Source organism: Rufibacter psychrotolerans (assembly GCF_016924645.1).
Lineage (GTDB): Bacteria > Bacteroidota > Bacteroidia > Cytophagales > Hymenobacteraceae > Nibribacter > Nibribacter psychrotolerans.
In genome coordinates this window covers 348,074-363,080 of the sequence record NZ_JAFFJV010000011.1, presented here as the reverse complement: position 1 = coordinate 363,080, position 15,007 = coordinate 348,074, and the positions used below count along the sequence as shown (strand labels likewise).

The 15,007-nt window shown below is 57.1% G+C and carries 11 protein-coding genes; 8 read left to right on the top strand and 3 right to left on the bottom strand.

The window, feature by feature from the left end; genetic code table 11:
* Positions 1 to 6 precede the first annotated feature (6 nt).
* The 3 genes from JT718_RS12380 to JT718_RS12370 all read left to right on the top strand — a co-directional run bounded on the left by JT718_RS12380 (position 7) and on the right by JT718_RS12370 (position 3,220).
* Complete coding sequence (locus JT718_RS12380) at positions 7 to 681, top strand: response regulator transcription factor (RefSeq protein WP_205503008.1); 675 nt, start codon at positions 7 to 9, stop codon at positions 679 to 681.
* 240 nt (positions 682 to 921) lie between these two features.
* Positions 922 to 2,241 (top strand): sensor histidine kinase, encoded by a 1,320-nt coding sequence (locus JT718_RS12375; protein ID WP_205503007.1) that lies wholly within the window; start codon positions 922 to 924, stop codon positions 2,239 to 2,241.
* A gap of 91 nt (positions 2,242 to 2,332) precedes the next feature.
* On the top strand, positions 2,333 to 3,220 hold the full coding sequence (locus JT718_RS12370; RefSeq protein WP_374729166.1) for an NAD(P)-dependent oxidoreductase: 888 nt from the start codon (positions 2,333 to 2,335) through the stop codon (positions 3,218 to 3,220).
* A 55-nt stretch (positions 3,221 to 3,275) separates the two neighbouring features.
* On the opposite strand, the gene JT718_RS12365 is transcribed toward JT718_RS12370, so the two are convergent.
* Positions 3,276 to 4,451: an aspartyl protease family protein gene (locus tag JT718_RS12365; protein WP_205503005.1), complete on the bottom strand. Its 1,176-nt coding sequence runs from the start codon at positions 4,449 to 4,451 to the stop codon at positions 3,276 to 3,278.
* 457 nt (positions 4,452 to 4,908) lie between these two features.
* Here JT718_RS12365 and JT718_RS12360 point away from each other — a divergent pair, with 457 nt between their 5' ends.
* The 5 genes from JT718_RS12360 (at position 4,909) to JT718_RS12340 (ending at position 9,637) form a co-directional block, all read left to right on the top strand.
* Complete coding sequence (locus JT718_RS12360; RefSeq protein WP_205503004.1) at positions 4,909 to 5,406, top strand: hypothetical protein; 498 nt, start codon at positions 4,909 to 4,911, stop codon at positions 5,404 to 5,406.
* Between the two features lie 34 nt (positions 5,407 to 5,440).
* Positions 5,441 to 5,863, top strand: a complete 423-nt coding sequence (locus JT718_RS12355) for a DUF2721 domain-containing protein (RefSeq protein ID WP_205503003.1) — start codon at positions 5,441 to 5,443, stop codon at positions 5,861 to 5,863.
* Positions 5,864 to 6,202: 339 nt separating this feature from the next.
* The gene (locus JT718_RS12350) at positions 6,203 to 7,438 is read left to right on the top strand and encodes an S-adenosylmethionine:tRNA ribosyltransferase-isomerase (protein WP_205503002.1); all 1,236 of its coding nucleotides are present in this window, start codon (positions 6,203 to 6,205) and stop codon (positions 7,436 to 7,438) included.
* Between the two features lie 130 nt (positions 7,439 to 7,568).
* Positions 7,569 to 8,534 carry a YjgN family protein gene (locus JT718_RS12345; protein ID WP_205503001.1) on the top strand — a complete coding sequence of 322 codons (966 nt, stop codon included), beginning with the start codon at positions 7,569 to 7,571 and terminating at the stop codon, positions 8,532 to 8,534.
* An 11-nt stretch (positions 8,535 to 8,545) separates the two neighbouring features.
* Complete coding sequence (locus JT718_RS12340) at positions 8,546 to 9,637, top strand: M48 family metallopeptidase (RefSeq protein WP_205503000.1); 1,092 nt, start codon at positions 8,546 to 8,548, stop codon at positions 9,635 to 9,637.
* A 584-nt stretch (positions 9,638 to 10,221) separates the two neighbouring features.
* Here the strand turns inward: JT718_RS12340 and JT718_RS12335 are convergent.
* On the bottom strand, positions 10,222 to 11,652 hold the full coding sequence (locus JT718_RS12335; RefSeq protein ID WP_205502999.1) for a RagB/SusD family nutrient uptake outer membrane protein: 1,431 nt from the start codon (positions 11,650 to 11,652) through the stop codon (positions 10,222 to 10,224).
* Between the two features lie 20 nt (positions 11,653 to 11,672).
* Positions 11,673 to 14,615, bottom strand: a complete 2,943-nt coding sequence (locus JT718_RS12330; protein WP_205502998.1) for a SusC/RagA family TonB-linked outer membrane protein — start codon at positions 14,613 to 14,615, stop codon at positions 11,673 to 11,675.
* Positions 14,616 to 15,007 lie beyond the last annotated feature (392 nt).

Below are 15,007 nucleotides of genomic sequence, written 5' to 3'. Positions count from 1 at the left end.
TACCCTATGCACATCCTGATTGTTGAAGACGAGGCAGGCCTGGCCAATGAACTTTCCTATTTTCTTTCGCAGGAGCACTACAAATGCGACTGGGCCTCTAACGGCCGCGAGGCCTCTGAGAAAATAGCCGTGAACCTGTATGATTTCATCCTCCTGGACCTGGGCCTGCCCGACTACGAGGGCCTGGACCTGCTGAAGGAAACCCGGGCACTGGACCATGACCCGGCCGTGATCATCCTCACCGCGCGGGGCTCGCTGGAAGACCGCATCCACGGGCTGGGCTTAGGTGCCGATGACTACCTGCCCAAACCTTTCTCCCTCTTGGAGTTGCAGGCCCGCATGCAGGCCGTGCTGCGGCGTAAATTCAAGTTAAAGTCTTCAGTGGCGGCGTTTCATGGGTTTGAGCTGGACAGCAGCGCGCGCCGGGTCTCACACCAGGGCCGCGAGATTACCCTCACCAAAAAGGAGTTTGACATCTTGCATTACCTCCTGCTGCACAAGAACCGCATCCTGACCCGCCTGCAGCTCACCGAGCACATCTGGGGCAACGTGCTGGAAGATGACTATGACTCCAACTACATAGACGTGCACATCAAAAACCTCCGGAAGAAACTATCGGCCTACGCCCCTACCGACTGGCTGGAGACCGTGCGCGGCGTGGGCTACCGGTTAACAGTTTAATGTGCTAATTGCTGAATGTGCTAATGTGCTATTTTCTTTCGGAAAGTTGGGAGGTACACAGGCTTGAGAAAGGAAAACTTGCCGTTTCTGGCCAGTTTTGCCCAAAACAAACTACAAACAGTTTTTTCCATGACTTTTACCCTAGAAGGCCAAACAGTAAAAACATCTTACACCTGCCCATCTGCACATAGCCAAATTCATTAACACATTAGCACATTCAAACAACAGCACATTACATTAATGCGCCTCCAAACCAAACTAGCCCTCTTCAGCGCGGCTTCCAAGATTGTGATCTTGCTGTTGCTGGTGCTGGGCTTGCCCACCATTGTCAACAAAGTGGCCCTGCTCAACGCCGACCTTCGCCTGCTGCAGAAAGAGGAACGCATGTACCAGATTATTGAAGAGCAGGGCATTGCCTCGTTCATCACCGGGGAAACCGGCGACGCGTACGGCAGCTACAACCTGTTCAGGGAAGAGTTTATCTCGCTGGAGGAGATCTCCTCGGGCAAGGTGGTGAACAGCATTGAGAACAGCCTCCGCAAGGTGGAGAACGAGGTGGTCAACTACCGGGTGCTCTCCTCTACCTTTGACCTGGGCGGCAAGCGGTACCTGCTGGAAATTGGCCGCTCGCTGGCCACCATTGAGCACAACAGCGAGCAGCTGCAGAAATACGCCCTTATTTTTCTGGCGGCGGTGGTCTTGCTCACCGTCTTTACTGACCTGGCCTTCAGCAAGATACTGCTGCGCCCGCTCACCCTCATTGTCAAGCGCTTGCAGCGTGTGGAGCACCCCAGCGCCTTTACGCCCAAGCAACTCAACACCACCACCAGCGACTTCCTGTACCTCAACAACACCATTAACGCCATGATGGGCCAGATCCAGGAGGCGTTCCAGAAGGAGAAGGAGTTCATAGGCAACGTGTCGCATGAGCTGCTTACGCCGGTGTCTATTCTGCAGACCCGCCTGGAGAACATGCTCGCCGACCCGGCCACGCCCGAAAGCCAGCTGGAGAAACTGGTAGACAACCTGCGCACCCTGCACCGGCTCAAAAACATCATTCAGTCGCTGTTGCTGGTGTCGCGCATTGAGAACGAGCAATACCTGCGCAACGAGGTGGTGGATATTCCGCACCTGGCCCGGGAAGTGGCGGAGGAAATCAGAGACCGGGCCGAAGTGCGCGACATCAGCCTCCACACAGACCTGACCGGCGATTTCAAGCTCCTGAAGGCCAACCAGTCTCTGCTGTTCACCATGCTCTTCAACGTGGTCAACAACGCCATCAAGTACAACCAGCCCCAGGGCAGCATCACGGTGAAAGGCCAGCCCACGGCCAAGGGCTACGAACTGGCGGTCTGTGACACGGGCGTGGGCATTCCGGAGGAGCAGCTGTCCACTATTTTCAGCCGGTTCAAGCGCCTGCACGCCCCAGACGGCGAAAGCCACGGCCTGGGCCTCACCATCGTGAAAACCATCGCCAACTTCCACGGCATAGAGCTTTCGGTGCAGTCGGTTGTGGGGCAGGGCACCACGTTTAGGTTCCAGTTCAAGCAAGCGGCTTAACGGCTGTTTAGGGGCATATTTTGCAGAAACAGCCTTAAAACGGCGCTTTGCGGTGGCCACTTGCCTGGCCCATGCGTAAATCCTTACTTTCGTGCCGCAACAAACCCAGACACACATGAAAGTAGGCTTTATAGGATTAGGCATCATGGGCAGCCGCATGGCCGCCAACCTGCAGAAAGCAGGCCATGACCTGGTGGTGTACAACCGCACCGCCCAAAAGGCAGAAGAATTAGTGCAAAACGGCGCCACCCTGGCCCAAACACCCGAGGAAGTGGGCCGCCAGTGCCGCGTGGTCTTCACCATGCTGGCCACCCCCGAGGCGGTGGAGGAAGTGGCCCTGGGCCAGCAGGGTTTCCTGAAAGAGCTGCCGGGCAACTCCCTCTGGATAGACGCCAGTACCGTGAACCCCTCGTTCTCCAAACGCATGGCCCAGGTAGCGCTCAAAATGGGGCACCGCTTCCTGGATGCCCCGGTTTCTGGCTCGCTCAAGCCCGCCGAGACCGGCCAACTGGTGTTCCTGGTGGGCGGTGAGGCCCCAGACGTGGAAGAAGTAAAACCCCTGCTGGACGTGATGGGCCGCGCCGTGCTGCACATTGGGCCGCACGGGCAGGGAGCCAGCATGAAAATGGTCAACAACATGCTCTTCGGCCAGATCATGGCGGCGTTCGCCGAAGCCTTGCGGCTGGGCACCGCGCTGGGCATCACGGAGGAAGTGCTGTGCCAGACCCTACTCAACGGCCCGGGCGGCGCGCCTTTCCTCAAGCTGAAGGAGCAGAAGCTCCTCCACCGCGAGTTCTCCCCGGAGTTTCCGCTGGAGTGGATGCACAAAGACCTGCACCTGGCCGCCGTGACCGCCTATGAGCAAGGCGTTGCCCTGCCCACGCTGGCCACCGTGAAAGAGCTCTTCGGGCAAGCCAAGCAAGCCGGCCTGGCCGAGGAAGATTTCTCCGCCCTGTACCAGTTTGTGAATCCAAAATAACCCTGGCCGTTTCGGGCCGGTTTGGCGAAAAACCGACCCGAAACGGACCAGCTCCCTAAATCAAATCCTGGAGGTGGAGCGTGGTATCAAATGACTTATACTGCCGGCTCACCTTTAACTGAAGCTTGCGGCCGGGGTGGTTCTGGAACAGGTCCAACACCTCGTTGAAGGTTTTGTCCAGGCACTTCACGCCGTTGATGCTGATGAGCGCGTCGCCCGCCTCCAGGCCCGCTTTCTCGGCGGGCGAGTTGGGGATCACGTGGGCAATGGTGTAGAAGTTAAGGCCCGGAATGGGGCTGTACAGCTCCAGCCCACTCAGGTTGTAGAAGAAAGGCTTCTTAAAGCGGGTGTTGGGTTTGAGCAGCATCTGGGAATTTTGGTAATCAAACACCACCCTGAAGCGCTGCAGCACATCTGACCCCAGGTTGCCGTTTCTGTTGTTGAGCCCCAGAGCGTACCGGATAGACATGGAATCTGGGAACGAGGCGGGCGGCTTGCGCAGGGTAAACTCCCCCAACTGCAGCTTCTCCACGCGGGCAATCTCCCCGTGGATGTCGCCGTTCAGACCCCGGCCCAGGTACGCCGAAATGCTTTTCTCCGGAATCTTGACGCCGGGCAAGGTAGGCGGGTAGAGCAGCACGCAGGCGCTCATGCCACTGTCCACAATCAGGCGCAGCGGGTACTTCTTCCCGTCGGGGAACTCCACCTCCACCTGCACGTAGGGCTTTGCCCCCTCAATGGCCAGCGGCACCATGGCACTCTTGCGGGCTTTCCGGGCGGGGTAGGTGCCCGGTTTGTACAGGGTCATAATCCTGGCTTCGTAGTCAAGCTCCACCACAAAGGCCTTGAAGAGCGGGTACCCAATAATGCCATTCACCTGCACCCCCAGCCGGGCCGAAAGGTCAAAGATGTTGTCTTCCAGCATGAGCACTTTCTGGTTGTTGGCCTCCACCCCCGCCAGCTGCATCTTGTTGCCCGACGAGAGAATGGCCTCAATGCCCGTCCCTTTTCCCAGCCCCCGCAGGGAGAGCCGTTCCACGTTGTTGAGCGAGATGGTGTCAAACTCCCCTATTTCCATGAGCAGGGTGCGGTCCACGCCGGTGTCTACCACAAAGTTGAGGGGCTTGGAGTTGTTGATCTGCACCGGAATGATGACGAGGTTATGGATAAGCTGGAACGGGATCCTGACCTTCTTGCGGCTTGAGCTGAACACCAGGCTGTCTTCCTCCATAAGGGGTCTCTTCTGGGCCCAGACCAGCGGTTGGGCCACCCACGCGCAAAAGAATACCAGCAGCAGGCAGCACCTTACAGCAGGCAATATTTGCACCAGGTTCCCCATAGAATGATTGTTCAGTCATAGTAAGGTAAAGAATATTCCGCACAAAATAAACCACCGTTCCAGCGGCTGTTTTCAGCCTGTTTTTGGGGATTCGGCCCTGTTTCGGCCTATCGTACAGACACGCTTCCCCGCAAAGGGTTGCTTGCCCCGGCCACCCTGAAACAGCCTGTTTTCCACGCCAGGGCGCAACCCAGAAAGCCCGTTAGCGGTTAGCGTTGAAAAGTGGGCAGAGCCGTTCCCCGGTTTTGATTCCGGCGCGTTTTTGAGAAATTTGCCCTGAACCACATTGGTTCTTTCACTATCTTGCCAGGCTGCATCGGGGGTACCCGCTGCTAATGTACTTACTGCTATGAGCGATTCACTATACCAAGACTTACTGCAACAGGTGTTCGGCCCCCAGCCCACAGACCTGACCCTCCAGCTGTCTCCCCTTTATTTTGACCTGGAAAAGGCCCTGCAGGAAGCCCGCCCCGGCCGCAAAAGCCAGGAAGAGGTAAGCTTCCGGTTTGAGCGCCTGCGCCTGGGCCTGGGCATTACCTTGCTGCAACTGCTCACCGACCTGGGCGGCGACGAGGAAAGCCTTCAGGTGCGTGACCTTCTCAAGGAGGCCCTGCAGGCCACCTCGGTACAGGCCATTGACCAGATTATCCAGAAAAAGGCCCACCTGTTTGAGGAGCTCTACACAGATTTGTACGTGAACGCCGATGCCGAGCACGTGCTGGCCCTGTTTGAGGAAACCCTTAACGCCTCTTCCAAGGAGGAAACCGATGACCTGCTGGAAAGGACCCTGGACCTGGCCGAAGACCTGGAGTTTCAGTCAGACGAGGACGATGCCCCGCAGGAGTAGCGGTTTACGCCTGCCCTTCTGTTAACCCCTTGCTATGGAAATCACGCTTACCACCCCGGCCCTGCTGTTCCCGGCGCTGTCGTTGCTGCTCCTGGCGTTCACCAACCGGTTCATGTCGCTGGCCAAGCTCATCAGGGACCTGAAGCACGTGTACAAAACCACGCAAAGCCACCTGATCTACGGCCAGATCCAGAACCTGCGCACCCGCCTCATTCTCATCAGAAACATGCAGGCGTTTGGCATTGCCAGCATGTTCTCCTGCGTGCTGTGCATGTTCATGATCTACGCCGGGCTGCAAACCGCCGGCACCATCATCTTCGGGATAAGCCTGGTGCTGCTCATGATCTCCATGGCCCTTTCGCTGTGGGAAATCCAGATCTCGGTGAGGGCGCTGGAACTGGAACTGAGCGACCTGGAGCAGGAGGAGAGCATTGCGCCGCTGGGTCCTACTTCCTAAGCTCACCAACCTCTGGCTGTTTCAGGGCCAGTTCTCTGAAAACAGCCCTAAAACGGTCCGCCAGCAGGCTCTTGGCCTTTCTCTTCCTCCTGCGGTGCTTCTCTCCAGTCTGGCTGAAAATACCCCCGCTCCTAGCCTACAAGGCACCTGCCCGCAACAGGAATAATGCTATTTTTACCCCAATCCTGTTCTCTCCTCATCGCAAGTTGGCATTTATCAGGAATCTGCTTAGAGGCGGGCTGCCATAATTTTAGGGGGCTGCCTGCATTACTTCTGATTTGGGCTATTGATGCTGGTTTCCTCTTTATACCTTTGTTGCCTTATTTGTGATTGAAGTACATGCCTAGCTTACACCCGCGCCAGATTTCTATCTCTGATTTTACCTATACGCTGCCCGAAGAGCGGATTGCCCACTTTCCGCTGGAGAACCGCGACCAATCCAAGCTTCTGCTTTACAGGAATCACCGCATTTCAGATGCCCAGTTCAGGGATTTGCCGGCGGCGTTGCCTGCCCAGTCGCTCCTGGTCTTCAACGACACCAAGGTGGTACAGGCCCGTCTCAGGTTCCAGAAGAGTACCGGCGGCCTCATTGAGCTATTCTGCCTGGAGCCCCTGGAGCCCGTGCGCGAGGTGCAGCAAGCCATGCAACAGACGTACTCGGTGATCTGGAAGTGCCTGGTGGGCAACAACAAGCGCTGGCGCGAGGGCCGGCTGGAAATGCCGCTGGGCCCTACCCCAGAAGCCGGCACGCTGTGGGCCGAACGGCTGGCTCCCGCCGAGGAAGGCTTTGCCATCCATTTCACCTGGTCGCCCGGCGAGAAGACCTTTGCCGAAATCCTGGAACTGGCCGGCATGCTGCCCCTGCCGCCCTACATGCAGCGCGACGCGCAGGCCGCCGACCAGGAACGATACCAGACCGTGTACGCCTCTGAGGCAGGCGCCGTGGCAGCGCCCACGGCCGGATTGCACTTCACCCCAGCGGTACTGGACCAACTCACCGCCCAGGGCCACCAGAAAGCCTTTGTCACCTTGCACGTGGGGGCCGGCACCTTCAAACCCGTGAAGGCCGAACTGATGGAGTACCACTACATGCACGGGGAGCAGCTCTCGGTGAGCAGAGCCTTTATTGAGCAACTCCTGCAGCACGGCGCTAAACCCGTGATTGCGGTGGGCACCACGTCCATGCGCACTCTGGAAAGCCTGTACTGGCTAGGGGCCGGTATCTCGCTGGGGCTGCTCCCGCAGGAAGGCGAGGAACTGGTTCTTCCGCAGTGGTTTCCCTATGACGTGCGCACCACCCTCTCCCTGCCCGAAGCCCTGGAGGCGCTCCTGCACCACCTGGCCAGCCACGGGCTGAGCCACTTGCAGGCCACCACCCGCATTCTCATTGCCCCGGGCTACCAGTTCAGGGTTTGCACCGGCCTGGTGACCAACTTCCACCAGCCCCAGAGCACCTTGCTGCTGCTGGTAGCCGCCCTTATTGGCCCCTCCTGGCAGAAGGTGTACAAGCACGCCCTGGCCAACGGCTACCGCTTCCTGAGCTACGGCGACTCCTCCCTGCTGCTGCCCTCCTGATGGTTCCGCTTTTTGAATAAACCCAGAATATTCAGAAAGCGGAATTTATTTGGCCGCCGCATGTTGCCAGATGCCCTATTTTTTGTAGTTTAACAAGAACAAGCTAAACCTATCTTCACTACAACCCTTTATGGCATCTTATTACTCTTCAGACAAAAACCTGGATCTGGAATTCCAGGGCAAAGGCGGTCAGCTCTTTGAGATTCAGCTGGCCAACTGGGTGCTCACCTTTGTCACCTTCGGAATTTACTATCCGTGGGCCAAAGCCAACCAGCTGCGCTACACTTACGGCAAAACCAAGCTGGCGGGCAGTCCTTTCACGTTCCACGGTACCGGCAAAGAGATGTTTCTGGGCTACATCAAAGCCCTGGTGCTGGTGGTAGCCTTCTACGCCGCCTTAATGTACGCCGTGTTTGCCCAGGACCTGGTGCTGGTTTCCTACATCTACCTGGCGGCTTTCCTAGCCATTGTGCTGCTGGTGCCGGTGGCCCTGCACGGCCGCATGCGGTACCGCATGTCCAGAACCTCTTGGCGGGGCATCCACTTCGGCTACCGCGGCAGCCTGAAAGAACTTAGTCTAGCCTTCTACCGCGATGTTTTCTTCACCATCATCACGCTGGGCTTTTACCGGGCCTGGCTGGAGGTAAACCTGCGCCAATACATGATGCGCCACCTGCGCATGGGCAACATCCAGTTCCGGTTCGACGGTACGGGCGGGGAGCTGTTCATGATTCATCTCAAAGGCATGATCCTCTCGGGGCTCACCTTCGGCATTTACCTGTTCTGGTACATCAGAGACCTGCACTTGTTTTACATGAACAACACCCTGCTGGAGCAGAACGGCAACCTAATCAGGCTGGACTCTACGGTGTCTGGGCTGGGGTACGCCAGGCTAATCCTGGGCAACCTGCTGCTGGTGTTTTTCACGCTGGGGCTGGGCACTCCCTGGGCCACCGTGCGGTCGCTCCGGTTTATCATCAACAACACCGATTTGCTGGGCGACTTTAACCCAGACTCTCTGCTGCAGACCGAGGAAGAGTACAAAGACGCGGTGTTTGAAGACGTGTCTGACATGATGGACCTGGGATGGGTGTAGCCACTAGCCACATGACCGAATTTGCCGGAACGTACTATGACGGGCAATCGTCCAGGGGCCTGCCGGTGCAGGTAGTGGTAGAGCCTGGGGGCTTGGCCCTGCACTTCGCTGCGCCGGAAGAGGAACCGGACATTCCTCCGGTGTTCTGGCCGGCGCTCCAGATAAGGCCGCACGCGTACCGCGAACGCGACAAAACGGTGCTGCAGTTTGGAGAGTTTCCGTTTCAGTCGCTGGAGGTACATTCCCCCACGTTCGCTGATATCATAAAGCAGGCCTACCCTACCGCGGTCTTCCACAAGAATGCCCTGCCGGCTCCCAAGGGCGGCATGCCGGTGCTCCTGCTGCTGGGGGTAGCCTTTCTGGGGCTTATGGTGGCCTGCTACGTCTACCTTCTTCCGGCCATTGCAGACCTTATTGCGCAAAAAATACCGCAGGCGGCCGAGGAGCGGATGGGCCAGCAGTTTTACAAGCAGTTTGTCTCTGAGGATGAGGTAGACTCTGCCCGTACGGTGCTGGCCAACCAGTTCTTGCGGCAGCTGGAGGTAGACACCACCTACCCGCTGCACGTAACGGTAGTGGAGTCTGAGACCGTGAACGCGTTTGCCTTGCCCGGCGGGCACATGGTGGTGTACTCTGGCCTGCTGGACAAGCTGCAGAGCCCCGAGGAATTTGCCGCCCTGCTGGGCCACGAGGCTGCCCACATCCAGGAGCGGCACTCCATGCGCTCCCTGGCCCGTAACCTGTCTCATTACTTGTTCCTGTCCATTGTGTTCAATGACATCAGCGGAATCTCGGCGGTGGTGCTGGAAAACGCAGACAAGTTAAAGTCTCTGGAATACAGCCGTAACCTGGAACAAGAGGCCGACAAACTTGGCTTCAGCCTCCTGAAGGCGAACAAGCTAGACCCCGCCGGCATGCAGCACCTGTTCCAACGGCTGCAATCGGAAGACAAAGACACCGGCTCGCTGCCAAGCCTGCTGAGCACCCATCCCCTGACGGACGAGCGGATACAGCACCTAAAGGAGCTCATGAAGCAGCAACCGTACGCCACAGCCCCCGCTCCTGATTTGGAGAAGCTTTGGGAAAAACTGGAGAAAAACTAAAAGCCCAGCGGCCTAACGATTAATAAAAAAGCGCCTTGAGGAAGGCGCTTTTTTATTGGTCAAACCACAGGAAACTCAGGAAAAGTGAATGCCCAAAAAAGCCATGAAGGCACTTTCATCGCCGGTGCAGCGCAGCTTCTTCCTTAGGGGGGTATGTGGGAAGTTTACTCTGGATTCCAAGCCTTTGCGGAGCTTTCCGCAGGAGACCAATTTGCGGCTGTTTTAGCAAAAATGGCTTAAAAATGCTTGCCTCGGCAGTTGTGAATCTAATTCTACACTCCCCTCAAAGGGTTACTGGTTTAGGCGTAATTTCCATAAAACAGCCCCGAAACGTGTGCTGCTTATTCCCGCACTTTGGATGAACCTGTACGGGCAAGAGGTTTCCCGGGAACTTGCCTGGTGGGCTTGTCATGCAAAGGGCAGGCAGAGCTAGAAAAGGAATGGTCCGCTCACTCCTTTGGGTTTGATTCCTGCATTTCCTGAACTGTTTCCCAAGCAAAAGGCCCTCGCCAGCTGAAACTGGCAAGGGCCTTTTGCTTGGGGCAGGCTCCTTTGGGTATTAGTCCCAGGAGCGTTACCAGGAACTAATAGCCCGGCGATTGCTGGCCTCTGATGTTGGGGTTGGCGTCAATCTCCCCTTGCGGAACTGGCCACACCCATTCGCGCGCGTTGGGCAGCACCTCAACGTTGGTGCTGGGCAGATCAACGTCGGTTCTTACCAGCGTGCGGGTGGTTCTTTTCAGGTCAAAGAATCGGTGCCCCTCGCCAATGAGCTCTTTGCGGCGCTCCAGGGCAATGGCATCCAGCAGGGGTTGGCCGGCCAGCACCACGTCTACGTAGTTATTGATCCTGGCCCGGCGCAGCGTGTTCAGGTCGGCCAGGGCCAGCAGCTGTTTGCCGGGCTGCATGGCCCTGGCTTCGGCCCTGATCAGGTAGAGTTCCGCCACCCTAATCACCTTCCAATCTACCACGTTGTCTTCGGTGGCGCCCCGGCCCAGGAATTTGCGCAGGATTCTTCTGGTATCTTCCCCAAGCGCCCTAAAGTCAAAGTAGGTATCAAACCTGATGTCATTGGCCTGGTTGTAGGTAGCCACCAGATCTTCTGAAGGCCTGGCGCGGTTCCGGTTTCCGGGGCCGTTGTAGATACCGCTGGAAGGGCTTCCTTCCCCGGCGTTGTAAGAAACCGCCCAGATCACCTCGGCTCTGGAGGCATCGGTCCAGATCTCGGCGAACTCATCCTGGTCGGCTAGGGGCACCTGGTCAATGACCAGGGAGGCGTAGCTTTCCGCGGCAGGATACTCTTTCGCATACAGGTGCATGCGCGCCAGCAGGGCTTGCACCGCCAGTTGGTCTATGTAAGCCCTGGCATCATTGTCCAGCTCCACTCCCTCCAACAGGTTCTCGGCCTCCTCCATGTCCCGGAAGATGTTGTCATAGGTCTCTTTCACGGTCAGCCGGGCGGGCATGGTCTCAATGTCTACCTCGGTGACGTAGGGCACGCCCAGGCCAGTGGCGTTCCGGTCATAGCTCTCGCCCCAGTAGCGTAACAGGTCAAAATGCACCATTGCCCTGATGGCCAGGGCCTGGCCTTTGATCTCGTTTACCCGCTCCTGGTTGGCAGCCGCAAACTGGTCAATGCCCCGTAGGGTAATATTTGCCTGGGTGATCACAGAATAGGCGGCCAGCCAGCCAGAAGCCACGTCGGGGTCGTCGGTGGTGTACTCCAGGTTAATCTGGTTCTGCCAGTTAGCCAAGTCCTCCTCCGTTTGCACCAGGTCCTCGCCCATCAGATCGGGCAGGATAGACCAGGTGCCGGTGGTCTGGCTGCCGCTGCCAAAATAGGCGGTTTGCCTGAAGCGGGCGTACGTACCCGTCAAAGAAAGCTGGTAGTCGTCTAAGGAAGAAAAGTTGCCTCCTCTTTGAAACTCCGGCTCTACCTCCAGCACGTCGTTACAGGCCGGGAACACCAACGCCACGCTCAGGCCCAGGCCTACTATGAATTTGTTTATTTTCATCTCCTTTTTGATTTCTTAGGTTACAGACCAATGTTTAAGCCGAAGGTCACGGTTCTTAGCGCCGGATACTGGGCACCCACCAATGAAGCCCCGGTAATTTCCGGATCCCAGCCCCTGAAGTCGGTCCAGGTCACCAGGTTCTGGCCTTGCACAAAGGCTCTTACCGTGTTGAGTCTGAGGGCGCTGGTCAAGGTCTTGGGCAGGGTGTACGACAGGTTCACGTTGCGCAGCCTCAGGAAATTGCCGTCTTCCACAAACCGGGTGGTGCCGCTCTGGAACCGGTTTCCGGCCCGGGGCACATCGGTGATGTCGCCGGGCTTCTTCCACTCTCTGGTTAGTTCCACACTCAGGTTGTCGGCCAGGTAGGCGGGGTTGGTCACGTTGGTCAGGTCATTGTTGTACACCTCATTGCCCCGCTGGAAGCTGAAGAAGGCGCTTAGCTCCAGGCCTTTGAAGTTGAGGGAGCTGCCGAAACCGCCAAAGAAGGGCACCTCGGCGGAGCCCACAATCACCCGGTCAGCGGCACTGTACACCTCCGTGATTTCCCCCTCGAGCGTACGGTACTGCGCATTGCCGTTTTCGGGGTTCACCCCCACAAAAGGCACCAAAAACAGGGAGTTCATGGACTCACCCTCCCGGTTAATGATGATTCCGCTCACAATGTCATTCTCGCCTTCTTTCTCCACCAGCTTGAGAATCTTGTTGTTGTTGTAGGTAAGGCTCACGTTCACCGACCAGTTGAAGTTAACGGAGCTTACCACATCGCCCTCCACAGAGAGTTCCACGCCCCGGTTCTGCAGTTCCCCAATGTTGGAGGTAATGGAAGGATAGCCCGTGGTTCTGGACAGTTGCCTGTTCAGGAACAGCTCTGAGGTGATGGAGTTGTAGTACTCCACGGTAGATCTGAGCCGGCCGCCCAGGGTAGACATCTCAATGCCCGTGTTGAAGGTAGTCTTTCTCTCCCACTGCAGCTCTGGGTTGGCAATTTGCTGCTGGTTCAAGCCAAACACGCCCGCGTAGATGCTTCTGCCGTACAGTTCCCGTGACTGGAAGTCACTAATACCGGCCTGGTTACCGGCGGTACCGTAGCTGATCTTGAACTTAAGGTCATTGAAGATTCCTGTGAGCCCCTGCATGAAGGGTTCATCAGACACAATCCAGCTTAACCCAACAGACCCGAAGTTGGCATACTTGCGGTTGGCCCCAAACCGGGAGGACCCGTCCCGTCTCAGCCCCACGTTCAGGAAATAGCGGTCTTTGAACCCGTAATTGATGGTGGTGAAGTAAGACAGCAGGGCGTTTTCACTGCCGGTACCAAAAACAGCCGGAATAAACCCGTTGGTGGCGTTACCGGGCGTAATGCCGGCCTCGTTCTCAAAGGGACCGCCCAGGCCATAGCCGGTAAACTCAAACGAACGGCCCAGGTTGTCCACAATCTCATTGTAGAGGCCTACCGTTAAGGTATGATCTGTCCCAAACTGGGTAGCGTACGTGGCAGAGGTGGTTCCGGTGTAGCGGAAGTTTCGGGCATAGCCGCGGGTGAGGCTGCCAGAACCGCCCGTCGCGAAGGAACCGTTGTAGGTGGTAGGGTCGGTGTACACGGTGCTTTCATCTGACCGGAAGTCGCCGCCCCACCGGGTGCTCAGGGTCAGGCCCTTTACAAACGGCACAGCATAGGAAAGGTACACCGTACCCACGCCCTTCAGCTGTTGCCTGAGGTTGCTGTTCTCCAGCAGTTCCTGCAGCGCGTTAGGCTGGCCAGAGGTGATTACGGTGTACTCTCCGTTCTCATCATAAGGCGTTTCATAGGGGTTGGTCCAGTTAATGGCGTTCAGCGGCTGGCCAATGCCGGTGTCGCTTTCCTCGGTATTCATTAATTCAGAATAGCCAAAGGTGGTGTTGAGGCCAAAGGTCAGGGGCCCCGAAATGTTCTCTACGTTGATTCTACCGGTATAGCGCTTTAAGCCAGTATTGCGCACAATGCCCGTCTGGTCAAAGATGGAACCCGAGATGTAATAGGTGGTCTTCTCGCTGCCGCCGGAGGCACTTAGGGTATGGTTGGCGGTTTTGCCGGTCTGGAAGAACACGTCTCCCCAGTCTGTGTTGATCTGCCGTAACCGGGCCAGGTCCTCGTCGGTCCAGTCGTAGGGGTTTCCCCGGTACAGTTCGTAGTCCAGCTTCTGGTTGGAATTCATCAGTTCCAGCCCAGACTCTGGGGCGGTGGAGAAACCGTACTGCACGTTGTACTCAAACCGGGTTTTGCCAGCCGCTCCGCGCTTGGAAGTGATCACGATAACCCCGTTGGCCCCCCTTGACCCGTAGATAGAGGTAGCCGAGGCATCTTTCAGGATGTTGAAGCTCTCAAAGTCGGCGGGGTTAAGGGTCGCAAAGTCACTGCTGGAGATTTCCACCCCGTCCAGGATGAACAAGGGATCGTTGCTTCCCAGGATGGAGCCCCGCCCCCTGATCAGGACATTGGCGGCGGCACCGGGCTGCCCGGAGTTGGCCTGCACCAAGATACCCGGCGATTTTCCCTGCAGGGCCTGGTCAAAGGAGGCCAGCGGCACCAGGGCTACTTCCTCGGCCTTCACCGTGGCCACTGACCCCGTCACTTCCCTGCGGTTCTGGGTGGTGTACCCGGTCACCACCACTTCCTCCAGGGCTTCCGCATCTTCTGACAACCTCACGTCCAGGGTATTGCTTGCCCCCACCTGCACTTCCCGCGAGGTAAACCCAATAAAGGTAAAGACCAGGGTAGGGTTGCCCGTCACGCTTATCTGGTAACGGCCGTCCACATCGGTACTGGCGCCTACGGTAGTACCCTTCACCACCACACTCACGCCCGGAAGTGACACCCCATCTGCCGCCGAGGTCACCCTCCCGGAAATGGTCCTATTCTGCGCCAGCGCACTGAGGTGCAGCACCTGGAGCAAAACGATGAACACGAGTAAAAGTTTTTTCATTTGGTTTGCTTTAATGGTTGGATAAAAATGGCAATAAAGATTTACTAATATACAGGAAAGGGCCTGCTATGTAACAGGCGTGGCTTTTCTGGCCGCTGCGGCTGGCGCTTCTTAAGGCCCGGGCAATCCTACAAGCTTAACCATTTACCTATTTGATTGTTACAAAAAACTCCCCCTCTTCCTACCACCGGGCATGCCTGCCTGGAATAAGAAAATGCAGGTAGAACAGGGCTGCACCGTTCCACATGATGGTAATAGGAAGAATCAAAGGCTATTCTGGCAAGGATTTACTTTGGTAGTACGTGAACGGCAGAAAACAGGCGGGGCTTGCGCGGGTTTTCTTGAAAGGGTTTTACCAGCCCCTGCCAGCCTAATTTTAGGCAACCTGCCAG